This is a genomic window from Bradyrhizobium sp. USDA 4354 (assembly GCF_054060315.1).
This window is the reverse complement of sequence record NZ_JBSSDC010000001.1, coordinates 6933908-6956819: the sequence shown is the minus strand read 5'-3', so window position 1 is coordinate 6956819 and position 22912 is coordinate 6933908. Positions and strand designations below refer to the sequence as shown.

Genomic DNA, 22912 nt, shown 5'->3' with positions numbered 1-22912 from the left:
GATGCAAGCGATACGTCCTACTGGGGTGGAAAATCTCCTCGGTGAGGAGGAGCTGATCGTATCGAAGACCGATCTCAAAGGCCGCATCACCTACGCCAACGACGTCTTCATCCGGATGGCGAAGTACTCGTGGAAGGAGCTGATGGGTGCTCCCCACAGCCTGATCCGGCATCCCGACATGCCGCGCGCCGTCTTCAAGCTGCTGTGGGACACGCTTCAGTCCAAGCAGGAGATATTCGCCTACGTCGTCAATCTGGCGAAGGACGGTAGTCATTACTGGGTGTTCGCCCACGTCACGCCGACATTCGACGAGCGCGGCAATATCGTCGGCTATCACTCCAACCGCCGCAAGACCGGATCAGGCACAGATCGAGCGCATCAAGCCGATCTACAAGACGCTGTGCGCTGAAGAGGCGCGGCATGCCAATGCCAAGGACGGCATGCATGCGAGCTTCGAGGCGATGGTCGGGCTGCTCAAGCAACAGGGTGTCGGTTACGATGAATTTGTGCTCTCTCTCTAAGGCGCAGGGAGCGACCGCGCTCGCGTGTGTTCTTGCCTTTGTTGGGTTTATTCTCTCACTTCTCGGTGTGACCGGGATCAGTGGTGCCGCTTTGCTTGGCGCGATGGTCGCGCTGCTCGGCTACGCCGTCTGGTGCCAGCACCGCACGGCGGTCGCCGTCGACGAGGTGGCCGATGTATGCCGCAAGGCGGCGCGCGGCGATCTCGAGGCGCGGATCCTGAGCGAGCGGCAGGCCGGGCGGATCGGCGCGATCCAGAAGTCCGTCAACGACATGCTCGACATCACCGACGCCTTCGCCCGCGAGGCCTCGGCGTCGATGGATTATGCGAGCCGCGGCAAGTATTTCCGCAAGATCCTCGCGCGGGGCTTGCCCGGCTCGTTCCGCCGCTCGGCGGTCGTCATCAATGCCGGCACCGACAGCCTCGGTCGCCGCGTTGAAGAGATCGCCGGTCTGGCGCGGCAGTTCGGCACGCATCTCGACGCGGTTGCAGGCGGCCTCATGGGCGCCGCGACCGATCTCGAATTCGATGCCGGCCAGATGGCGGCCGCGGCGGAAAAGACCAGCCAGCAGACCTCCGGCGTGCTTAGTGCGTCCGACCAGGCGTCCCGCAACGTCGCCACCGTCGCCAGCGCCGCGGAGCAGCTCGCCTCCTCGATCGCCGAGATCAGCCGCCAGGTGGCCGGCTCGACCACGAGCACGGGGCGGGCGGTGAACGAGGCCAATCGCGCCGGCAGCGAGATCCGTAGCCTTGCGGACGCCGCGATGCAGATCGGCGACGTCGTCAAGCTGATCAGCGAGATCGCCTCGCAGACCAACCTGCTCGCGCTCAACGCCACGATCGAAGCGGCCCGAGCGGGCGAGGCCGGCCGCGGCTTCGCGGTGGTGGCCTCCGAGGTCAAGAGCCTCGCCAACCAGACCGCGAAGGCGACCGAGGAGATCAGCGCCAAGGTCGGCGAGATGCAGCAATCGACCACCAATTCGGTCGCCGCCGTCGAGGCGATCGCGCAGACCATTGCCGAGATCAACGGCATCACGGCCTCGATTGCGGCCTCGATCGAGCAGCAGGGGGCCGCGACGCGCGAGATCGCCCGCAACGTTCACGAAGCCTCGGCCGGCACCTCGCAGGTCTCCTCCAACGTGACAGGCATCAGCGAAGCCGCCGCCGATACGGGCCGGGTGGCCAGCCGCGTCAACAGCGCCTCCGAGCGCGTCCACGGTGAAGTCGAGACGCTCCGCCGCGAGGTGACGCAGTTCCTGCAGCGGCTGACCTCGGCGGCGTAGGCTGCCCGGTGTCTCGTTATGGGGACGCTTTAGCGAGCGAATAGGGAATAGCGAGTGACGAATGGCTTCATTGCCGCCACTCGCCCGTGCCATAGGCACCCTCTGCCCGTTGTTAGTGCTTGATCGCGCTGACCTCAGGTGTTCTGCTCAAAAAAGCTGCTGGAGCACCGCACCCCGTGTCGATCTACGTCGCGCTACATCACGTCACGCACTACAAATACGACCGCCCGATCGACCTTGGCCCGCAGACCATCCGGCTGCGGCCGGCGCCGCATACGCGCACGCCGATCCTGAGCTATTCGCTCAAGGTCACGCCATCAAATCACTTCGTGAACTGGCAGCAGGACCCGCAAGGCAACTGGCTTGCGCGCTACGTCTTTCCGGAGAAGACCACCGAGCTGAAATTCGAGGTCGACTTCACGGCGCAGATGACCGTGGTCAACCCGTTCGACTTCTTCGTCGAGCCTTATGCCGACAGTTTCCCGTTCGAATATCCGAAGGACCTGAAGACCGAGCTTGCGCCTTACCTGGAGACGATCAAGCCCGACCGCCTGTTCGCCAAATTTCTCGACTCGATCCCGCACGAAGCCCCGAACACCGTCAACTTCCTGGTCGAGCTCAATCGCGAGCTCCAGAAGAAGGTCCGCTACATCATCCGCATGGAGCCGGGCGTGCAGACGCCGGAGGAGACGCTTGCCTCCGGCGCAGGATCATGCCGCGACTCTGCCTGGCTGCTGATCCAGACCTTGCGTCATCTCGGTCTCGCCGCCCGCTTCGTCTCCGGCTACCTGATCCAGATCCGTCCCGACATCGATCCGATCGAGGGGCCGCCTGAGGTCGAGAACGATTTCACCGATCTGCACGCCTGGGCCGAGGTCTATCTACCGGGCGCGGGCTGGATCGGATTCGATGCGACTTCGGGCATGCTCGCAGGCGAGGGGCACATCCCAGTCGCTGCCACGCCGCACTATCGTTCGGCGGCGCCGATCTCCGGTGGGGCGGGCTTTGCCGAGGTCGAGTTCGCGTTCGACATGCGCATCCGTCGCATCCGCGAGGCGCCGCGCATCACAAAGCCGTTCTCCGACGAATCCTGGGCGCGGCTCAACGATCTCGGCGAGCAGGTCGATGGCGATCTCGCCGCCCAGGACGTGCGGCTCACGATGGGCGGCGAGCCGACCTTCGTCTCGGTCGACGATCTCGAAGCGGGCGAGTGGAATACGGAAGCCGTCGGCCCGACCAAGCGCGCCCTCGGCGACGATCTGATCCGCCGCCTGCGCACGCGCTTCGCGCCGGGCGGGCTTCTGCATTACGGCCAGGGCAAATGGTATCCGGGCGAGAGCCTGCCGCGTTGGGCCTTCGGCCTTTACTGGCGCAAGGACGGCGTGCCGATCTGGAAGAACGCCGACCTCATTGCGAAGATCGAAAATCCGCGCCGTGCCGAGGTGAAGGACGCCGAGGCCTTCATGGAAGGCACGGCGGCCCGGCTCGGCCTCGATGCCGGCTACATCATGCCGGCTTATGAGGACACCGCGTACTGGCTCCAGAAGGAGGCCGAGCTTCCCGTCAACGTCGATCCCTCCGATTCCAAATTATCCGATCCGGAAGCCCGCGCGCGGATGGCGCGCGTGTTCAACGAGGGCCTCAACGCACCGCGCGGCTTCGTGCTGCCGGTGCAGCGCTGGAATGCGCCGCCGCGTTGGCGCAGCGAGCGATGGCAACTCCGGCGCAATCATCTGTTCCTGATGCCAGGCGATTCGCCTCTCGGTTTGCGCCTGCCGATTGGGTCGCTCGGTTACGTCCCGCCCAACCAATATCCCTACATCGTCGAGCAGGACCCGATGGAGGCGCGGGACAAGCTGCCGGTGTTCACGCTCGCCGCGCGTCCGGAATCCCCGCCGCGGGCCGCGCCCGAGCATCTCAACACCTCCGTCCCGGTGCGCACGGCGATGTCGGTCGAAGTCCGCGACGGCGTGCTCTGCGCCTTCATGCCGCCGGTCGAGCGCATCGAGGACTATCTCGAACTGGTTGCCGCGCTCGAAGTCACCGCGGAGGAGATGCAGCTACAGGTCCATGTCGAGGGCTATCCGCCGCCGTTCGATCCGCGCATCGAGGTGATCAAGGTGACGCCCGACCCCGGTGTCATCGAGATCAACATCCAGCCGGCGAAGAGCTGGCGCGACGCGGTGGAGATCACCTCCGGCCTCTACGAGGATGCGGCGAAGGTGCGGCTCGGCGCCAACCGCTTCCTGGTCGACGGCCGTCACACCGGCACCGGCGGCGGCAATCACGTCGTGGTCGGCGGCTCGAGCCCGCAGGATTCGCCGTTCCTGCGCCGGCCCGATCTCCTGAAAAGCCTCGTGCTGTACTGGCAGCGGCATCCCTCGCTGTCCTATTTCTTCTCCGGCCTGTTCATCGGCCCGACCAGCCAGGCGCCGCGCATCGACGAAGCCCGCCACGACAGCATCTACGAGCTCGAGATCGCGCTCTCGCACGTGCCGCCGCCGGGCACCCAGACGCCGCTGTGGCTGGTGGACCGGCTGTTCCGGCATCTGCTCGTCGACATCACCGGCAACACCCACCGCGCCGAGATCTGCATCGACAAGCTCTATTCGCCGGAAGGGCCCACGGGGCGGCTCGGCCTCGTCGAATTCCGCGCGCTCGAAATGCCGCCGGATCCGCGCATGTCGCTGGCGCAGCAGCTCCTGATCCGCGCGCTGATCGCAAAGTTCTGGCGCGAGCCGCTGAGCGGCAAGTTCGTGCGCTGGGGCACCGCGCTGCACGACCGCTTCATGCTGCCGCATTTCATCTGGGAAGATTTTCTCGACGTGCTCGGCGAGCTCAAGCAGTTCGGCTATCCGTTCGAGCCGGAATGGTATCTGGCTCAGCTCGAATTCCGCTTTCCCGCCTTCGGCCGGGTCCATCACGGCGGCGTGACGCTGGAGCTGCGCCAGGCGCTGGAGCCCTGGCACGTGCTGGGCGAGGAGGGCTCGGCCGGCGGTACCGTGCGCTATGTCGATAGCTCGGTCGAGCGGCTCCAGGTCAAGGCCGAGGGCTTCGTCGAGGGCCGCCACATCGTCACCTGCAACGGCCGCCGCCTGCCGATGACCGCGACCGGCCGCTCGGCAGAGGCGGTGGCCGGCGTCCGCTTCAAGGCCTGGCAGCCGGCCTCCGGCCTGCACCCGACCATCCCCGTCCACGCGCCCCTGACCTTCGACCTGATTGACGCCTGGAACGGCCGCTCGCTCGGCGGCTGCGTCTATCACGTCGCCCATCCCGGCGGACGCAACTACGACACCAAGCCGGTCAACACCTACGAGGCCGAGGCGCGGCGGCTTGCCCGCTTCCAGGACCACGGCCATACGCCGGGTCCGATGCAGCCGCCGCCCGAGGAACGCACAAATGAGTTTCCGCTGACCCTCGACTTGCGGACACCGCTCCTGCAATGAGTATGATGTCGGGGCAGGGAGACGCGCATGGGCGAGGGCGCAGCCGAAGACAACGACCAGGCGGGCAGGGCACAAGCCCAGCGCCGCCTCGCGCAATGGGTCCGCGACTATAGCCGCCTGCCCGGCATCCCCGACGAGTTCCTGGGGCCCGATGGCGCGCCCCGCGCGGTCTGGAGCCGCTTCTTCGATGCCTTCGGCGCGCTCGCGCCCGACGAGATCGAGCGTCGCTTCGGTATGGCCGATCGCCATCTCCGCGAGGCCGGCGTCACCTACCGGGCGCCCGGCGATAGCGCCGACCGGCCGTGGTCGATCAGCCATCTGCCGCTTTTGGTCGACGAGGCCGACTGGCAGCAGCTTTGCGCCGGCATCACCCAGCGCGCCGAGCTGCTCGAGCGGGTGCTGCGCGACATCTATGGCGAGGGCCGGCTCGTCACCGAAGGCGCGCTGCCAGCCGCCGCGATCGCCGGCAGCCCCGAATATCTCCGTCCCGTCTGCGGTGTGCCGCCGCCGGGCGGGCGCTATCTCTCGATCTATGCCGCCGATGTCGGCCGCGGGCCAGACGGCCGCTGGTGGGTGCTCGGCGACCGCACCCAGGCGCCCTCGGGCGCGGGCTACGCGCTGGAGAGCCGCCTGGTGCTGTCGCGCGCCTTCTCCGATCTCTACAAGTCGATGAACGTGCCGCGCGTCGCGCCGTTCTTCGAGGCGTTCCGCGACTCGCTTCGCGCGCGCGCCGATCGCGACGAGCCGCGGATCGGCGTGCTCACCCCCGGCAGCTTCAGCGAGACCTATTTCGAGCATGCGACGCTGGCGCGCTATCTCGGCTTCCTCTTGGTCGAGGGCGACGACCTCGCCGTCAGCGACAACCGCGTCCACATCCGCACCGTCGCCGGCCTGAAGCGGCTGGACGTGCTCTTGCGCCGGGTCGATTCCAATTCGCTCGACCCGCTTGAGCTCGATGCCTCCTCGCGGCTCGGTGTGCCCGGGCTCATCGATGTGCTGCGCAAGGACGGCGTCGTCGTCGCCAACATGCCGGGCTCTGGCGTCCTGGAGGCGCGGGCGCTGCTCGGCTTCCTGCCGGCGCTCAGCCGCCGCCTGCTCGGCGAAGACCTGAAGATGCCGCACATCGCGACCTGGTGGTGCGGCCAGCGCGCGGCGCGCGACGAGGTGCTGGCGCGGCTCGACGAGGTCGCGATCGAAGGCGCCTACCGGCGCGCCGTTCCCGGCTTCGACTCGAGCGGTCCGGTGCTCGCGAGCGAGCTCGACGCGACCGGTCGGCAGCGCCTGATCGATGCCATCAGCGCGCGCGGCATGGACTATGTCGGCCAGGAGGTGGTGCGGCTCTCGACCATGCCGGTGTGGGAGCAGGGGCAGATCACACCGCGTCCCTTCGTGCTCCGCGTGTTCGCCGCCGCCACGCCCGACGGCTGGGCCATCATGCCCGGCGGCTTCTGCCGGATTGCCGAGCAGCCGGACGCGCGCGCGGTGTCGATGGGCGACGGCGCGCGTGCCGCTGACGTCTGGGTCGTCTCCGACAAGCAGGTCTCGACCGCGACGCTGCTGCCGGCGACCGACAAGGTGCGCATCCGCCGCATCGCCGGCGTGCTGCCGAGCCGCGCCGCCGACAATCTGTTCTGGCTCGGCCGCTACCTCGAGCGCGCCGAGGCGACGCTGCGGCTGGTGCGTGCCTTGGGCTCGCCGAGCGGGCCCAACAAGGGCACCGCGGCCTCGGTGCAATCGGCCGAACGCATCCAGCGCCTATTGGTGGCCTGGGGCGCGGTCTCGCAAACGTCGCGCACGGCGCCCGGCCGCATCGTCGCCGAAGCGCTGCAGAGCGAGGCGCGTTTCGGCTCGGCCCTGTCGCTGGTGAGGGCGGCGCAGCGCACGGCAACCTCCTTGCGCGAGCGGCTGTCGCCGGATGCCTGGCAGGTCATCACCGAGATGGCCGAGCGGCTGGCTTACGAAGTGGAGGACGACGACAGCGTGCTGAGCGCGGCCGAGCTGACCTTGCAGGAGCTCGCGAGCTTCGCAGGCCTCGCGCAGGAGAACATGAACCGCGCCGCCGGCTGGCGTTTCCTCGACATCGGACGCCGCACCGAGCGCGCCATCAACACCACCCGCTTCACGCGCCAGTTCGCCTATGACGAGGCCGGCGACGAGGATCTCGACATCCTGCTGACGCTGGTGGACTGCCAGATCACCTACCGCTCGCGTTATCTGCTGGCGCCGATCCTGGCGCCGGTGCGCGACCTCGCGGTGCTCGATCCCTACAATCCGCGGTCGGTGGCGTTTCAGGTCACGACGCTGAACGATCACATCGCCGCGCTGCCGAGCCTGAAGGAGCACGGCCTGATCGAGAAGCCGCAACGTCTCGCGGTCGCGATGCAGGCGATGCTCGCGACCGCGGAGGCCGAGAAGCTCGAGGTCAAGACCCTGTTCGCGCTGGAGCAGGATTTGCTCAGCCTCGCCGACGCGATCGGGCAGCACTACTTCCCGCACGGTCCCAATGCCAGCCGGCCGGAAAAGCTGACGGGGCTGGCGTGATCTACGACATCCGTCACGTCACCACCTACGAGTACGAGAATCCCGTCAGCTTCGCCCGCTGCACGCTGCGGCTGGAGCCCCGAAGCGGCGGCGGCCAGGAGCTGATCTCGCATGATGTCGAGATCCATCCACGTCCGGCCGAGCGCAATGTGCGGCGCGATTTCTTCGGCGCGCTGACCGAGAGCGTCGTGATCGAAGCCGCGCATCGCAATCTGCGCATCGACTCGCGTTCGCGCGTCTCGGTGTCGCGCCAGCCGCCGGCGCGCGATGCGGTCAGCCCGCCCTGGGAGAGCATTCGCGACATCGCGTTCGAAGCAACCAGCCTCAGGCCGTCTTCGCCGGTGGGCTATGTCTTTGCCAGCCCGCTGGTGCCGGTGCTGCGCCCGGTCAGCGCCTATGCGGGGATGAGCTTTGCGCCCGGCGCGGGCATCCTCACCGGCGCGGTCGACCTGATGCGTCGCATCCGCAGCGAATTTCGCTACGATCCCAAGGCGACAGCGATCTCGACGCCGCTCGACGAGGTCTTCGACAAGCGTCACGGCGTCTGCCAGGACTTTGCCCATGTCATGATTGCCGGGCTGCGCGGGCTCGGCCTGCCGGCGGCCTATGTCAGCGGCTACTTGCGCACCATTCCGCCGCCGGGCCAGCCGCGTTTGCAGGGCGCCGACGCCACCCACGCCTGGGTGTCGCTGTGGTGCGGGGCGGAGCTCGGCTGGGTCGATCTCGACCCGACCAACGATCTCCTGATCGGCAACGATCACATCGTGCTTGCAATGGGGCGCGATTTTTCCGACGTCTCGCCGGTCGACGGCATCATCGTCGGCTCGCCCAAGCAGAAGCTCGGCGTCGCCGTCGACGTGCTGCAGGTGGAGTAGGGCGTCTACTCATGAGCGTCGGCTTACCAATGCAAGGCGGAAGGCTGCCGTCTAGAATGTGATCGGCAGCTTGTGACCCGAAGCCGACATTGGTCGGCGAGGGCGCCCAAAATTGAAAAGGCCGCTGGCAATATGTCCAGCGGCCTCCGCGCTCTTTGCCGCCGGGTGGCGCCCGGACTAGAGATCGATGCTAACAGCGATGTTTCGGCCCTGTAGTTCGGCAATCTTCAACCCGTCAGCCATCACCTGCGCGAACTCCGGGTCCTTTGCCACGGCCTCCTGCACTTTGCCGTAGACCTCCCAATTGGCGTAGCGCGTCGCAACCAGCAACTCTCCTGCCCAATGGCCAGTGTGGAAACGGGACAGCCGAAGAAATTCGGCGCCGTGTTTTTCGAAGATTTTCTTCGCCCGCCCGACAACCTTGGTCATTTCCTCGGGCTTGTCGGTTTTGAAGCGAGTGAATTGAACGATCGGCATGGGACTACCTCCTTAGCGATGTAAAATGTCCAAGAGGCATGTATCGAGTGACCTTTGGGAGCGAACCCCAATGCAATCTCGATGAATGTTTGTCTTCATCGATTGATTTTGGTTCAGGGTTCGCAAGAGACAGTAACGCTGCCGTATCTCGGCACATCGTTACTGGCTAAAACCGGTGGGCCGATATCAAGACCTGAGCTGTTCGGGCGTGTACCCGCGAAGGACCGCGCTCGCGTCGAGCGAGAAGGCAATCTGCTCTCGCGAGCAGAGTACGAAAAGTACCTCAGTGACATTGGGAGCCGCGAGACTTAAGCCGCGTGACTGACGATACGAGAACGTTGGGCACGACCGCCGATGAGACGATCGAGTAAAGGCATTTTGCTGCACTGCATGAGTCCGAAAATGGCACCTTTCGGACATGCCGTTTCCTAAGATGAATGTCGGCGTTCGGGGGTGAAGCGGAAGTCGGCATCGGTTAGTTCGACTTCCGAGTCTGGCCCATCTCCAACCTAGGGGGACGCCAACGCGCCGCTATAGAGGTGGAGCGGACTCTACAAGGAGTGCAAGGCGGGTTTATGAGTACACGCCCTGGAAATGGTCGGCGCTCGCCGGTCACCGAACCATGGTCTCGCGATCCCAGGCCTGATAGTCGGGCGAACCTTCGATGCGGATGGCACCATCGTAGCCGTATTCCACCATGTGCACGGTCACATAGTCTTGTCCGAAAAACACGACTCCATACGATTGCGGCAGGTCGGATGCGCTCAGCAGCGTGGTCTCGCAGAACAGCGGAAAGCTCGCATGGTTGGTGCCGCGCAGCGACGAGGCGGGGACGCCTGCAACCGACCCGGCAAGAGGCAAGTGACAATGCCCGAAAAAGACGTGACGGATCTTTGACCGGTTGCGCCCGACGAGACGCCGGAACGGAGCGTCATCCAGCAGGCCGATCTGGTCGAAGGGCGCGAGATGCACCGGCATGGGGTTGTGGTGCATGAAGAGCAGGAATGGCCCGTCATGCTCGGTAAGCCGCGCCTCGAGCCAGACAAGTCGATCCTCGCAATAGCGGCCGGCGTGCGTTTCCGGATGGGCGGTGTCGAGGAACAGGCAGCGGCCGGCGGCGGTATCGTGGATGCCCTGGACGAAACCATTCTCGTCGGCGAGGTCGGGGAAGACGCTCAGGAAGGCGGGGCGTCGGTCGTGGTTGCCGATGCACAGCCGGATCGGCAGCGGATATTCGTCAACGCGTTGCTTGAGTCATTGATAGTCGGCGAGATCGCCCCAATCCGAGAGATCGCCGGTGATCACCATCAATTCAGCGTCATGATGATCCTTCAGAGCATGTGCCAGCGCCCGTTCGAAATTGACGCGCGGATCGCGGCCGCCGATGGTCGAGCCGGGCGCCGTCAGGTGAATGTCGCTCAGATGAAGCAGTTTTATCGCCATCTCCAGTCGTTGGGGCACGGGGGGCCGGAGCGTCCCGTGCCAGCGCAGGGCTATCGCATATGACTCGTGGCGGCGGCCTGCGCGCACGCCTCGTCCTTCGAGACAGCGCTTACGCGCTTCCTCAGGATGAGGCTAATCAGCGTCGGTGCCCGTTGAAACTGCAGCCACGCACTCTCGTCCTCATCCTGAGGAGCCCGCCCAAAGCGGGCGTCTCGAAGGATGGCCGCAGGGAAACGCTCTCAAATGCGATTGCCCTGCGTGCCGGCGGATGTCAGGACGCTCAGCGCGCCGCGCCGGTGGTCTTCGGCAGCAGCTTCTGCACGTCCGCGGTCATGTCGGCGAGGACAGCCTCCGGCTCCCTGGCGCGGGCGCCCGAGATGATCGAGTTGAGATGATCCTTGATCACGTCGGTGATCTTCAGGCCGTTGTCGCCGGGGAAGGCGTACCACTTCGTGAGCAGCGCGAGCTGGCTGACCGCGGTGTAGTTGTTGGGGTTCTTGACGTAGAAGTCCTTCAGGTAGACGTCGTTGGCGACCTTGTTCGGCGGCATGTAACCGGTGGTCTCGGCCATGATCGCGGCGCCCTTGGCGCCGGTCCAGAACTTCACCGCTTCCCAGGCGGCGTCGCGCTTGGCCTTGTCCTTGGCGAGGATCAGCACGACGTTGCCGCCGGCCGGCAGCCTGCCGTTCGGGGAGGCCACGTCCGGGAACGGAATCGTCTTCAACGCGAACTTGCCGCCGGTCATCTGCGTGACCTTGTTGAGGTCCGAGGTCGAGGTGATGTGAAAACCGGTCTTGCCGGCAGCGAACGCCGCGCGCATCGACGGCTGGTCGAGATTGGGCATGCCGCCCTCGTTGACGAGCCGCGCCATCATGTTGATGGCGAACTTGCCTTCCGCTCCGTCGAACGCGACCTTGCTCTCGTCGGCATTGAGCATGGTGCCGCCGCGCGCGAAGACCGGCGCCTGCCACAACCAGTTGCCGGTGATGTCCCAGGCATAGGTGAGGCCGTTGGTGTCGTTGCCGAGCGCCTTGATCTTCTTGGCGAGCGCGATCAGCTCGTCCCAGCTCTTCGGCAGGTTGTTCACGTCGCCGCCGGCCTGCTTCACCAGGTCGAGATTGACGTAGACGATGGGCAGGGAGATCGCGAAGGGGAGCGCATAGACCTTGCCGCTGGCGGTGCCGATGTCAAACATCGCCTGGTGAAAGCCCTGCTTGTCGAAATCCTTTTCGGCCGCGATGTAGCCGTCGAGCGCGGCCGGGATGTTCTTGTCGACCAGGACGCGGATGCGGTTCAAGCCCTGGAAGGACACGTCGGGCATCTGATTGGTCACGGCTTCGCGCAGCACCTTCTGGGTGCCGTCCTCGTAGGATTCATACGGCGCTCGCATGGTGACCTTGATCTCCGGGTGCATCTTGGCGAACTCCTCGGCGATGCGCTTGTGGGTCTCGGTGAACAGCTCCGGATACGGATACTGCATCACGATCTCGGTCTGGGCCTGCGCGAGTGCAGATCCGGCCGCAAGCGACAGAGCCGCCGCGGCGATGATGGACTTCAGCATGGATAGACTCCTGTTTGAGGTGACGCGGTTACTTGATGCCGGTGAGGGTGATGCCTTCGATGAAACGGCGCTGGGCAAAGAGGAAAGCGATGACGAGCGGCGCGATGATCACCATCGCCGCCGCCATCAGCGGGCCGTAGCTGGTGCCGGCCTCGTTGTTGCGGAAATGGGCGACCGCGAGCGGCGGCGTGCGCAAGTGCTCGCTGTTGAGCACGATCAGCGGCCAGAAATAGTCGTTCCAATGCGCGACCACGGAGAAGATGCCGAAGGCGGTCACGGCCGGGATCGCGGCCGGCAGCATCACCCGCCAGACGATGCCGAACTCGGAGATGCCGTCCATGCGCGCGGCATCGACGAGATCGTCCGGCACGGTCTTGAAGAACTGGCGCATCAGGAAGATGCCGAAGACCGAGATCGTGAAGGGCAGGACGAGCGCGGCATAGCTGTCGAGCAGCCCGGCCTTGTGCAGCAGCAGGAAGACGGGGATCGCGGTCGCCTGTGGCGGGATCAGGATTCCGAACAGCACGAGCGCAAACAGCGTCTCGCGGCCGAGGAAGCGCAGCTTTGCGAGCGCGTAGGCCGCCGGCAGCGCCACCATGACCTGCAGCACGAAGACCGAAACCGTGACGATGACGCCGTTGAGCAGGAAGCGCAGGAGATTGGCCTTGGCGAAGGCCTCGCGCAGGTTCTCGGCCAGCGCGAACTGGTGCGGGATCAGGTGCAGCTCGCTGGAAAAGATCTCGGTCTGCGGCTTCGACGCGGTCGAGATCATCCAGATGAAGGGCGCCAGCATGAGCGCGGCGCCCGCGATCAGGAGCACGTGGCGGAGGATCGCCTGGAATGGGATCGAATGCGCGTTGTTCATGTGTAATGCACGCCGCGATCGGCGAGCCTCGATTTGACCAGCGTGAGCAGGAGGACGAAGACCAGGAAGACGACGGTGATCGCCGCGGCGTAGCCCGAGCGGAAGAACTCGAATCCTTCCGTGTACATGGTGTGGATCAGGACCTCGGTGGATTTCGACGGGCCGCCCTTAGTCAATACGTGAACGGTGTCGAACACCTGGAACGAACGAATGCCGGAGATCACGACGACGAAGGTCGTGACCGGCCCCAGCATCGGCCAGGTCACGAGACGGAAGCGCGCCCAGCCGCTCGACGCACCGTCGATTTCGGCCGCCTCGTACAGCTGCTTGGGGATGGAGACGAGGCCGGCGAGAAACAGCACCATGTTGAAGCCGACGGCCTGCCAGATGCCGATCGCACACAGCGCATAGAGCGCGGTGCCGCGGTCCTGCAGCCAGGCGAAGGCCGGCAGGCCCGCGCTGCGCAACAGCCCGTTCACCAGGCCGAACTGCGGATGCAGCATGAATTCCCACACCGCCGCCATCGCGATCAGGGTCGCCATGACAGGCAGGAAATAGATCGTCCGGTACAGGCTGCGCAGGCTGGCGCCGCTCTGGATCAGAAGCGCGATCGCAAGGCCGGCGATCACGGCGCCGGGCACCACGATCACGACGTAAGTCAGCGTGTTGCGCAGCGCGGTCCAGAACACCTTGTCGGCGAACAGGTCCCGGTAATTGGCCAGCCCGATCCAGGAGAAATGCGGCGCGCCGAGCTGATAATCGGTGAAGGAGAGGGCGATCACGCCGGCAAGCGGACCTAGCAGCATGATCAGCATCAGCGCGGCGGCCGGCGTCACCAGTGCGTAAGCGGAGTATGCACGTCGGCTGCCATGGGCCGGCAGCGCACGCCTTGTCGCGCCGGCGGCGGGAACGATGGCCTCGCCGATGGTCATCGAGCCGTCAGACATGGGCAGGCTCACGGATGCGCTCGGCCTGCTCCAGTCTGAGCTCGATCCGTTTCCCGGCCGGATCGAAAACCCGCACCGCGTCGGGCGCAAAACCGAAGGCGACGGAGCTTCCCATCGCCGGCAAATGCCTGACGTCCGCGAGCCGCGCGATCAGGCGCAATCCGGTGCCTTCGATCGCAAGGTGCACGAAGGCCTCGGCGCCAAGATTCTCCAGATGGATGACGGTTCCGGAGAACGGCCCCGCACCGAGGTCGATCCGCTCCGGGCGGACGCCGACACGGCAGTCGCCGGCCGCCGCACTGCATGAAAGCTTCAGGGCAGTCCCCAACACATCGACGCCGCCGTCCTTCCGGATCCGGCCGGGGAGGACGTTGATCTTGGGGCTGCCGATGAATTCGGCGACGCGGATGTCGCCGGGGTCGTTGTAGATCGCCGCAGGCGTCCCGGCCTGAATCAATTCACCGCCCATCATGACGGCGATCCGGCTCGACATGGTCATCGCCTCGGCCTGGTCGTGCGTGACGTAGACGAACGTTGCCTTGAGGCGGCGATGCAGCTCGGCGAGTTCTGCGCGCATGTGGACGCGCAGCTTTGCGTCGAGATTGGACAGCGGTTCATCGAACAGGAAGGCCAGCGGCTCGCGCACCATGGCGCGTCCAACCGCGACGCGCTGCCGCTGTCCGCCGGACAACTGCCCAGGCTTGCGCCGTAGCAATGGGGTGATGTCGAGCTGCTCGGCAATCCCGGCGACGTCGGCGCGAATGTGCCGTTCCTTGGCGCGTCGGCTCGGCAGCAGCGCACCTAACAGCGGCAGCCGTTCGACCGCGGAGAGGCGGCGCATCCGCAACGGTACCGCAATGTTGTCGAAGGTGCTCAAATGCGGATAGAGCGCGTAGGATTGGAATACCATCGCGAGGTTGCGCGCGCTCGGGCGAATGCCGTCCACGGGGCGGCCGTCGATGTGGACCTGGCCGGAATTCTGCGGCTCGAGCCCGGCAATGATGCGGAGCAGGGTCGACTTGCCGCAGCCGGAAGGACCGACCAGCGAGATGAACTCGCCGTCCTCGATCCGGAAATCGATGCCCTTCAGGACGTCGGTACCGTCAAAGGATTTGCGGATTGCGGAAAGTTCGATTTGCGCCATGCGCGCTGATCCCCTGCTGGCCTGTTGCGGCGCATGAGGAGTTAAGGAGCGCATCTGACATTCACATAACGGTCAATGGCCTTCCTTATGGTCATCCCAGGCTTTGCTTTCGCCGGGAAGACGGAGAATATTGACCTTGGAGTTCTTGTCGTGGCGTTGACGTCGTCGCGCGTCCGGGCCGTCAATGCAGTGTTCGAGACCGGCAGCTTTGCGGCCGCGGCAAGGCGGCTGGGGGTGTCGCAGCCGGCAGTTGCGCAGCTCGTGCGCGACCTGGAGGCCGAGTTCGCGGTCGCGCTGTTCGACCGGCATGGCCAGAGCCTGATCGCGACGCCGCTGTGCCGGCGGCTCTACGCTGCAACGAGCCGCATGCAAGCGATCGAGGCGGACGCGCAGGCCATCTTGCAGCAGCGCGACGAGCTCACGGGGGGTGAGCTTCGCATCGGGCTCGGCAACGCCATGCCGGGCATGGCGCTGATCGCGGCGTTCCGCAATCTCTATCCGAAGATCCAGATCAACATCGAGATCGGCAGCTGGTCGGCGATCATGGCCGCGGTGGTCGACCAGCGTGTCGACGTCGCCGTATTACCGGAGGTGCCGCAGGACAACCGCTTCCGGCGCGAGCCTTGCGTCCAGCAGCGCGTCGTTGCGATCTGCCATCCAGTTCACGACCTCAGCCGTGAATCGCGCGTGTCGATTGCCGGCCTCATGCAATATCCGCTGGTGTTTCGGACCCGGGATTCCGCGACCCAGCGCGCCGTGGACAGGGCATTTCGCGTCGTCAACCTGCGTGCCAGTCCGGCGATCATCGTCAATACGCGCGAGGGGATGCTGGAGGCGGTCGCCAATCGGCTTGGCGTCGGCTTTGTCTGGGAGCACGGCTCGAGCCGCATCGATCGGATCGCGAAGGTGGCGATCGCGGAAATCGAGGCGGAGTCGCCCGAATACATCTTCTCGCTGGCCGGCAAGCGCGGCAAGCTGGTCGAGCTGTTCTATCTGGCCAGAAGTCTTTCGCGCCGCGCCGACGGCGCCGATATCCTGGCCGCGCCCTGAAGCGGCAGCCGCGCCAGAGGCTTTCCAGCTGCCTTGGGTTGTGCTGAAATGTGACGGCAACCGCGATGTTGCGCAGCAGGACGGCAAGATATTTACGTATTTTCGCTCCGGATTTGGTTACCCGGCCCAAGATGGGCTATGCTTCCCGCTGCGTCGAGGACAAGAATGAGACGTCGGGAGATGGCATGGGACACCAGCGGCGGACGGGGCTGCATCCATGATGACCTTACCGAGACTGGCGGCTGAAACCCTGGAGAAGTTGCTGGGCTCGTTCATGCGCCGCAGGTACGACGAGTCCTATGCCAGGGTCCTGGAAGGCTCCACGCGCACCGCGATGGAATGCATCGGCAATAGTGACGCGCTCTACCATAACATCGAACATACGATGCTGGTGACGCTGGCCGCCCAGGCAATCCTCATGGGGCGCAATCTCCACACGCACCTTGCGGCGGAGGACTACCTCCATGTCCTGATCGCCTGCCTCGCCCACGACATCGGCTATGTCCGGGGTCTGTTTCCCGAGGATGACGAAGACGGTTTTGTGATCGACGAGGCCGGCACCAAGGTGTCGCTGCCGCGGGGCGCTTCGGATGCCAGTCTGATGATGTATCACGTCGACCGCTCGAAGCTGTTCGTGCGGCGGCGACTGCCCCCGATCCGCGGCCTTGACAGCGAGCGCATCGCGCGCGCCATCGAAGGCACCCGTTTCCCGGCTCACGAAGGGCAGGAATATGACGACGAAGCCTCGATCCTGCGCGCGGCCGACTTCATCGGCCAGCTCGGCGATCCCAACTATCTGCGCAAGGCCAACGCGCTCTATTACGAGTTCGAGGAGGTCGGCATCAATCGTCAGCTCGGCTACGATTCGCCGGCCGACATCGTGAACCGCTACCCGCAATTCTATTGGAACAGCGTCGCGCCGCACATCCAGACCGAGATCGGCTATCTCAACAAGACCGAGATAGGCCGGCAATGGATCGCCAACCTCTACAGCAACGTGTTTCGCGCCGAACGCGACATCTCGCTGTCCGGTCCGCAGAAATAAGCTGCGATCTTGTAGCCCGGATGAGCGCAGCGACATCCGGGTCCGGCGTCGCCAACTCCCGGATGTCGCTGCGCTCATCCGGGCTAGGGTCCCCTCACGCCGTGAGCCAACCATGCAACAAAAAACCATCGCCACGGACGTCCTCGACATCGCCTATCGCGAATACGGCGCTTCAGGCGGCTGGCCGTGCATCCTCGGCCACGGCTTTCCCTATGACGTGAACGCCTACGCCGAGACCGCGCCCTTGATCGCACAGGCCGGCGCACGCGTGCTGGTGCCCTGGCTGCGCGGCTATGGGCCGACGCGGTTTCGCTTCCCGGAGACGCTGCGCTCCGGCGAGCAGGCGGCGCTCGGCGCCGATCTGCTCGCCTTCATGGATGCGCTCGGGATCGCGCGCGCGATCGTCGGCGGCTATGACTGGGGTGGGCGTGCAGCCTGCGTGGTTTCGGCGCTGTATCCGGAGCGCGTGATCGGGCTCGTCTCCGGCAATTCCTACAACATCCAGAATATCGCCCGCGCCATGGAGCCGGCTTCGCCGCCGGAGGAGGCGGCGCTCTGGTATCAATATCTCTTCCACAACGAGCGCGGCCGCCGTGCGCTGGAGCGCAACCGCCGCGGCTTCGCGCGCCAGCTCTGGGCGATGTGGTCGCCGAAATGGACATTCGACGACGCGACGTTCGAGACAAGCGCCGTGTCCTTCGACAATCCTGATTTCGTCGATGTCGTGATCCATTCCTACCGCCACCGCTACGCGCTGGTGGCGGGCGATCCCGCCTATGCCGCGATCGAGGCAAAGCTTGCCGCGCAGCCGCCGATCCGCGTCCCGACCATCGCAATCGACGGCGACAGCGACGGCGTCAATCCCGGCACCGCCCACCACGCGCGCAAGTTCGAGGGCTTCTTCGAGCGGCGCGTGTTCGCCGATGCCGGTCACAATCTGCCGCAGGAGCGGCCGGCCGAATGGGCGCAGGCCGTGATCGATATGCGCAGGGCGGCGACTTAGTGCCTGGTCCGGCGCCCTGCCGGCCGGCCGGTCCGCCGGCTTCCTATTTTTCCCTGATCTCGGGAACCTTTTCCGATTGGCGCCGTCCAAGCTGAGGGACCGCTTGTGGATGCGGCCCGTCGGAAGGGGAGATCATTGATGAAGTCACAAGTGTGCGCAGGTTGGAGCGCGTCGCGGTTGCACAGGCGCCAAGCGAACGGCCCGATCGGGCGGAGGTCGAGCAGGCGGTCCGGACCATGATCCGCTGGGCCGGCGACGATCCCGCGCGCGATGGCCTCCGCGAGACACCTGATCGGGTTGCGCGTGCTTTCGAAGAGTATTTTTCCGGCTATGCGCAGGACCCGACGGAAATTCTGCAAAAGACCTTCGAGGAGATCGAAGGCTATGACGAGATGATCGTTCTGCGCGGGGTTCGCTTCGAAAGCCATTGCGAGCACCACATGGCGCCGATCGTTGGCCGCGCCTGGGTCGCCTATATCCCGCAAGGACGCGTGGTCGGCATCTCCAAGCTCGCGCGGCTCGTGGACATCTATGCCAAACGCCTCCAGATCCAGGAGAAGATGACTGCTCAGATCGCCAACACGATCAACGACGTGCTGGAGCCTCAAGGCGTGGGTGTCATCATCAAGGCAACGCATCACTGCATGACAACGCGCGGCGCGCACAAGCCCGGGACTGATCTCGTTACCAGTCGCATGCTGGGGGTGTTCCGCGACAATGCGCTGACACGCCAGGAGTTGTTGGGCCTGGCCAATTCGGACACGTGAGCCACACGGGGAGCCAAGGAGACGGCGCCATGACCGAGGACAAGAAGCCGAGCGGGCCCGATCTGACCAGGGGCGTGTCGCTCGCCGATTTCAAGGACGGCAAGCTGCTCGGCCATGTCGGCGAGGAAGACGTCCTGCTGGTGCAGTCCGGCAGCGAGATCTTTGCGATCGAGCCGGCCTGCAGCCACTACCACGGCCCGCTCGCCGAGGGCTTGGTGGTCGGCGACACAATCCGCTGTCCCTGGCATCACGCCTGCTTTTCGCTACGCACCGGCGAGGCCGCCCGCCCGCCGGCGCTGAACGCGCTGGCGGTCTGGGAGGTCAAGCGTGATCGGGACAACATCGTCGTTCAGCGCAAGCGCGAGCCGCCGAAGCCGTCGGCAGCACATCGCAGCGCGCCGACGCCGGAGAAATTCGTGATCGTCGGCGGTGGCGCGGCTGGCTTCGCCGCAGCCGACACGCTCCGGCGCGAGGGGTTTGCCGGTGCCATCACCATGCTCAGCACTGACGGTGCGATGCCGGTTGACCGGCCGAACCTCTCCAAGGATTATCTCGCCGGTAACGCACCGGAGGACTGGCTGCCGTTGCGGCCCGAGGATTACTATCGGGACGCCGGCATCGATCTCAGGCTCAACACGAATGCTTCTGCGCTAGATCCGAAATCTCGTAGCGTCACGCTGGGCAATGGCGACAGGCTGCGGTTCGACCGGCTGCTGCTTGCGACCGGGGCCGAGCCAGTGAAGCTTCAGATCCCCGGCGCGGACCAGCCGCATGTCCACACCTTGCGATCCGTCGCCGACAGCCGCGCCATCATCACGGCGGCAGCCAGCGCAGAACGCGTGCTCGTGATCGGCGCCAGCTTCATCGGCCTCGAGGTCGCGGCTTCCTTGCGCGCGCGCAAGCTGGAAGTCCATGTGGTCGCGCCGGAAGAGCGGCCGATGCAGAAGGTGCTCGGCGCCGAGATGGGCGACTTCGTCCGGTCGCTGCATGAAGAGAACGGCATTATCTTCCACTTGAAGGATACGGTGGAAAAGCTCGATGGCAAGCGCGCGACGCTGAAGAGCGGGGCTGTCATTGAGTCTGACCTCGTCGTGGTCGGCATCGGCGTCAAGCCGCGCCTCGCGCTCGCCGAGCAGGCGGGCCTTGCCGCCGACCGCGGCGTCAGCGTGAGCGAATATCTGGAAACCAGCGTCGCCGGCATCTTCGCGGCCGGCGACATCGCGCGCTGGCCCGATCCGCATTCCCGGCAAACCATCCGCGTCGAGCATTGGGTGGTAGCGGAACGGCAGGGGCAGACCGCGGCGCGCAACATGCTCGGCAGGCGCGAGCGCTTCGATGCGGTGCCGTTCTTCTGGTCCCAGCACTACGACGTGCCGATCAACTATGTCGGCCACGCCGAGAACTTCGACCACGTCGCAATCGACGGCAGCATCTCCGGCAAGGACTGTCTGCTGAAGTACCGCAAGGCCGGCCGTGTGCTGGCGGTCGCTTCAATTTACCGCGACCTCGACAATCTCAAGGCCGAGCTCGAGATCGAGCGGTCGCGCGCCTGACGCACAGTATTCGACCTTGATTTGCGTCAATGTTGTTGCCGTCAGCGGCTGCTTTTCTGGCTGCCGTCCCGGAACGGCCTGTGCTATCCTGGCGAGTGCCTCCGGACGTCGCATGCAGGAGTAGCGTCATGACAAGTGCATCGGATACCTCCCCTCGTGTTGGCCTCGGCTCCGGCATTGCGGCGCTGCATGCCAAATGGGGCTGGATCGTCGCGCTCGGCGTCGTCTATCTGATCGCCGGCTTCGTCGCGCTTGGCAGCATGGTGATGGCGACGGTAGCGAGCGTGATCGTGGTCGGCGCGATGATGATCGTCGCCGGGATCACTGAGGTGATCGGCGCGTTCCAGATGAAGAGCTGGGGCAGGTTCCTGATCTGGGCCTTGCTCGGCGTGCTCTACGTGATCGCGGGCTTCCTGACCTTCCAGAATCCGCTGTTCGCGGCCGTCCTGCTCACCCTGTTCCTCGGTGCGTCGCTGCTGGCCTCCGGCGCAGTCAGGCTGTTTCTCGCCTTCAGCATGAAGCGGGAGAGCCCGTGGGTCTGGGTCGCGCTGTCCGCCGTGATCACGCTGCTGCTCGGGTTGCTGATCCTGGCGCGCTGGCCGGTGAATAGCGTCTACATCCTCGGCCTGTTCCTCGGCATCGACCTGATCATGGCCGGCGCCGGCTGGATCAGCCTCGGCTTCAGCCTGAAGCGGCGCGGCTAGCGCAGGATGTGAGCAGGGCTTGGATCGCCTCTCCTTACGGGGAGAGGTGAAGCGCGGAGTCATGCGCTATGCCGACGCCGGCCATCAGCAACTCGACGCAAGACCATCTTGCGGAACTCCGCTGATCTGACGTGCTGACAAAAAGCAGCATGCCGCGTGACCGCCTCACGCGGCGACAATCATCGGGGAGAAACCATGAAAGCCGCTTTGGCCCTGGCCGCAGCGTTGGCTGCCGCCTGCCTGTCCACGTCTGCCACCGCGCAAAAATCCTACGGCCCCGGCGTCAGCGACACTGAGATCAAGATCGGCAACACCATGCCCTATAGCGGGCCGGCCTCGCCGCTCAGTATCACCGGCCGGGTGATCTCCGCCTATTTCGACGAGATCAACGAGAAGGGCGGCGTCAACGGCCGCAAGCTCAATCTGATCTCGCTGGATGACGCCTTCTCGCCGCCCAAGACCATGGAAGCCGCGCGGCGCCTCGTCGAAGGCGACGGCGTCGCCTTCATCTTCGCCACCATGGGCACCGCGCCGAGCTCGGCGATCGCGAAATATCTCAACAGCAACAAGGTGCCGCAGCTCTTCCTGATCAGCTCGGCCTCGAAGTGGAATGATCCCGCCAACATGCCGTGGTCGATGGCGCTGCCCTGGGCGCCGAACTACACCAGCGAGGCCGCGATCGACGTCGCCTATGCCCGCGCCAAGAATCCGAATGCGCGCTTTGCGGTGCTCTATCAGAACGACGACGCCGGCAAGGAGTACTTGCGCGGCGTCAAGGATGCGCTTGGCGCAGATGCCGACAAGGCGATCGCGATGGCCTCGAGCTTCGAGGTCGCCGATCCCACCGTCGATTCCCAGGTGCTGACGCTCGCCAACACCAAGGCTGACGTCTTCATGATTTACTCGGTGACGCCGCGCGCCTGCGCGCAGGCGATCCGCAAGGCGCATGAGGTCGGCTGGCAGCCGACGCGCTTCCTCGCCAGCGGCTGCGCAAACAAGGCCACTGTCATGGTCCCAGCGGGCCTCGAGGCCGGCAAGGGCGTGCTGTCGCTCGGCGCACTCAAGCCGTTCGTCGCCGAGCCCAAGAACGATCCGGCGATGACGGCCTATATCGACTTCATGAAGCGTCGCCTGCCCAATGCCGACGTCAACAACGTCGCCGGGCTCTACGGTTACACCGTCGCCGAGGCGCTGGTGGTGCTGCTGAGGCAGTGCAAGGACAATCTGACGCGCGAGAACATCATGGCGCAGGCCACCAATTTGAAGAACGTGCCGCTGTCGCTGCTGATGTCCGGCATCACCCTCAACACCACGCCGCAGGATTTCCGCCCGATCAAGGACGGCTATATGCTCCAGTTCGACGGCAACGACTGGGTCGTGGCAAGCGAGCTCTTGCGCGGCACGTGACCGGCAGGGTTCTCTCCGCGAACTCGGAATCGTAGGGTGGGCAAAGGCGCCCTTGCGCCGTGCCCACCACCTGCTCAATACGGAAACAGGAGCGTGGGCACGCTTCGCTTTGCCCACCCTACGAGACTGTCATCGCGGTTGATGAAGCGCATCCTTCGAGACGCCCGCTTCGCGGGCTCCTCAGGATGAGGGCGGAGTATGCGGCCGCAGGTGCAACAGGCGCGAATGCCGCTTAGCCTCACCCTGAGGAGACCGCGAAGCGGTCGTCTCGAAGGGCGAGG

Annotated in this window: 16 protein-coding genes and 2 pseudogenes; 12 read left to right on the top strand and 6 right to left on the bottom strand. The window is 65.3% G+C overall.

Annotation, left to right across the window (positions count from 1 at the left end; all coding sequences use genetic code 11):
• The first annotated feature begins 1 nt into the window (after window position 1).
• The 5 genes and pseudogenes from ACVIIV_RS32370 to ACVIIV_RS32350 all read left to right on the top strand — a co-directional run bounded on the left by ACVIIV_RS32370 (window position 2) and on the right by ACVIIV_RS32350 (window position 8665).
• Window positions 2-521 (top strand): annotated as a pseudogene (locus tag ACVIIV_RS32370) (PAS domain-containing protein).
• Window positions 499-1803 (top strand): methyl-accepting chemotaxis protein, encoded by a 1305-nt coding sequence (locus tag ACVIIV_RS32365; protein WP_456747802.1) that lies wholly within the window; start codon window positions 499-501, stop codon window positions 1801-1803. Before ACVIIV_RS32370 ends, ACVIIV_RS32365 begins: the two are co-directional and overlap by 23 nt.
• A 176-nt stretch (window positions 1804-1979) precedes the next feature.
• Window positions 1980-5249 carry a transglutaminase family protein gene (locus ACVIIV_RS32360; RefSeq protein ID WP_456747801.1) on the top strand — a complete coding sequence of 1090 codons (3270 nt, stop codon included), beginning with the start codon at window positions 1980-1982 and terminating at the stop codon, window positions 5247-5249.
• 27 nt (window positions 5250-5276) lie between these two features.
• Complete coding sequence (locus ACVIIV_RS32355) at window positions 5277-7790, top strand: circularly permuted type 2 ATP-grasp protein (RefSeq protein WP_456747800.1); 2514 nt, start codon at window positions 5277-5279, stop codon at window positions 7788-7790.
• Entirely contained in the window at window positions 7787-8665 is an 879-nt protein-coding gene (locus ACVIIV_RS32350; protein WP_456747799.1) for a transglutaminase family protein, read from the top strand. Before ACVIIV_RS32355 ends, ACVIIV_RS32350 begins: the two co-directional genes overlap by 4 nt.
• A 177-nt stretch (window positions 8666-8842) precedes the next feature.
• Here ACVIIV_RS32350 and ACVIIV_RS32345 read toward each other — a convergent pair whose 3' ends face one another.
• From ACVIIV_RS32345 to ACVIIV_RS32320, 6 genes and pseudogenes are all read right to left on the bottom strand, one after another.
• The gene (locus ACVIIV_RS32345) at window positions 8843-9142 is read right to left on the bottom strand and encodes a hypothetical protein (protein WP_183240544.1); all 300 of its coding nucleotides are present in this window, start codon (window positions 9140-9142) and stop codon (window positions 8843-8845) included.
• Window positions 9143-9754: 612 nt separating this feature from the next.
• Window positions 9755-10585: pseudogene (locus ACVIIV_RS32340) on the bottom strand (phosphodiesterase).
• A 280-nt stretch (window positions 10586-10865) separates the two neighbouring features.
• Entirely contained in the window at window positions 10866-12146 is a 1281-nt protein-coding gene (locus tag ACVIIV_RS32335; RefSeq protein WP_456747798.1) for an ABC transporter substrate-binding protein, read from the bottom strand.
• Between the two features lie 28 nt (window positions 12147-12174).
• A complete protein-coding gene (locus ACVIIV_RS32330) occupies window positions 12175-13011 on the bottom strand; it encodes a carbohydrate ABC transporter permease (RefSeq protein WP_456747797.1) in 837 nt (278 codons plus the stop codon).
• Window positions 13008-13958, bottom strand: a complete 951-nt coding sequence (locus tag ACVIIV_RS32325; RefSeq protein WP_456747796.1) for a carbohydrate ABC transporter permease — start codon at window positions 13956-13958, stop codon at window positions 13008-13010. Before ACVIIV_RS32325 ends, ACVIIV_RS32330 begins: the two co-directional genes overlap by 4 nt.
• Window positions 13951-15102 carry an ABC transporter ATP-binding protein gene (locus tag ACVIIV_RS32320; protein ID WP_456747795.1) on the bottom strand — a complete coding sequence of 384 codons (1152 nt, stop codon included), beginning with the start codon at window positions 15100-15102 and terminating at the stop codon, window positions 13951-13953. The genes ACVIIV_RS32325 and ACVIIV_RS32320 overlap by 8 nt, the downstream gene beginning before the upstream one ends.
• 150 nt (window positions 15103-15252) lie before the next feature.
• Between ACVIIV_RS32320 and ACVIIV_RS32315 the strand changes: the two genes are divergently transcribed.
• The 7 genes from ACVIIV_RS32315 to ACVIIV_RS32285 all read left to right on the top strand — a co-directional run bounded on the left by ACVIIV_RS32315 (window position 15253) and on the right by ACVIIV_RS32285 (window position 22631).
• Window positions 15253-16152, top strand: coding sequence for a LysR family transcriptional regulator (locus ACVIIV_RS32315; protein WP_456747794.1), 900 nt, complete (start codon window positions 15253-15255; stop codon window positions 16150-16152).
• 217 nt (window positions 16153-16369) lie between these two features.
• A complete protein-coding gene (locus ACVIIV_RS32310) occupies window positions 16370-17197 on the top strand; it encodes a metal-dependent phosphohydrolase (RefSeq protein WP_456747793.1) in 828 nt (275 codons plus the stop codon).
• 112 nt (window positions 17198-17309) lie between these two features.
• Entirely contained in the window at window positions 17310-18200 is an 891-nt protein-coding gene (locus ACVIIV_RS32305; protein ID WP_456747792.1) for an alpha/beta fold hydrolase, read from the top strand.
• A 236-nt stretch (window positions 18201-18436) separates the two neighbouring features.
• Window positions 18437-18967 (top strand): GTP cyclohydrolase I FolE, encoded by a 531-nt coding sequence (gene folE / locus ACVIIV_RS32300; RefSeq protein ID WP_456748881.1) that lies wholly within the window; start codon window positions 18437-18439, stop codon window positions 18965-18967.
• 29 nt (window positions 18968-18996) lie between these two features.
• Complete coding sequence (locus ACVIIV_RS32295; RefSeq protein WP_456747791.1) at window positions 18997-20520, top strand: FAD-dependent oxidoreductase; 1524 nt, start codon at window positions 18997-18999, stop codon at window positions 20518-20520.
• Window positions 20521-20648: 128 nt separating this feature from the next.
• Entirely contained in the window at window positions 20649-21224 is a 576-nt protein-coding gene (locus tag ACVIIV_RS32290) for an HdeD family acid-resistance protein (RefSeq protein WP_456747790.1), read from the top strand.
• A gap of 195 nt (window positions 21225-21419) precedes the next feature.
• Window positions 21420-22631: an ABC transporter substrate-binding protein gene (locus ACVIIV_RS32285; protein WP_456747789.1), complete on the top strand. Its 1212-nt coding sequence runs from the start codon at window positions 21420-21422 to the stop codon at window positions 22629-22631.
• Window positions 22632-22912 lie beyond the last annotated feature (281 nt).

What these genes read in the sequence shown, in the direction of transcription:
- ACVIIV_RS32365 (WP_456747802.1), top strand. Translation starts at nt 499, where the DNA reads ATGAATTTGTGCTCTCTCTCTAAGGCGCAGGGAGCGACCGCGCTCGCG.
- ACVIIV_RS32355 (WP_456747800.1), top strand. Translation starts at nt 5,277, where the DNA reads ATGGGCGAGGGCGCAGCCGAAGACAACGACCAGGCGGGCAGGGCACAA.
- ACVIIV_RS32345 (WP_183240544.1), bottom strand. Translation starts at nt 9,142, where the DNA reads ATGCCGATCGTTCAATTCACTCGCTTCAAAACCGACAAGCCCGAGGAA.
- ACVIIV_RS32335 (WP_456747798.1), bottom strand. Translation starts at nt 12,146, where the DNA reads ATGCTGAAGTCCATCATCGCCGCGGCGGCTCTGTCGCTTGCGGCCGGA.
- ACVIIV_RS32330 (WP_456747797.1), bottom strand. Translation starts at nt 13,011, where the DNA reads ATGAACAACGCGCATTCGATCCCATTCCAGGCGATCCTCCGCCACGTG.
- ACVIIV_RS32325 (WP_456747796.1), bottom strand. Translation starts at nt 13,958, where the DNA reads ATGTCTGACGGCTCGATGACCATCGGCGAGGCCATCGTTCCCGCCGCC.
- ACVIIV_RS32320 (WP_456747795.1), bottom strand. Translation starts at nt 15,102, where the DNA reads ATGGCGCAAATCGAACTTTCCGCAATCCGCAAATCCTTTGACGGTACC.
- ACVIIV_RS32310 (WP_456747793.1), top strand. Translation starts at nt 16,370, where the DNA reads ATGATGACCTTACCGAGACTGGCGGCTGAAACCCTGGAGAAGTTGCTG.
- ACVIIV_RS32305 (WP_456747792.1), top strand. Translation starts at nt 17,310, where the DNA reads ATGCAACAAAAAACCATCGCCACGGACGTCCTCGACATCGCCTATCGC.
- folE (WP_456748881.1), top strand. Translation starts at nt 18,437, where the DNA reads ATGATCCGCTGGGCCGGCGACGATCCCGCGCGCGATGGCCTCCGCGAG.
- ACVIIV_RS32295 (WP_456747791.1), top strand. Translation starts at nt 18,997, where the DNA reads ATGACCGAGGACAAGAAGCCGAGCGGGCCCGATCTGACCAGGGGCGTG.
- ACVIIV_RS32290 (WP_456747790.1), top strand. Translation starts at nt 20,649, where the DNA reads ATGACAAGTGCATCGGATACCTCCCCTCGTGTTGGCCTCGGCTCCGGC.
- ACVIIV_RS32285 (WP_456747789.1), top strand. Translation starts at nt 21,420, where the DNA reads ATGAAAGCCGCTTTGGCCCTGGCCGCAGCGTTGGCTGCCGCCTGCCTG.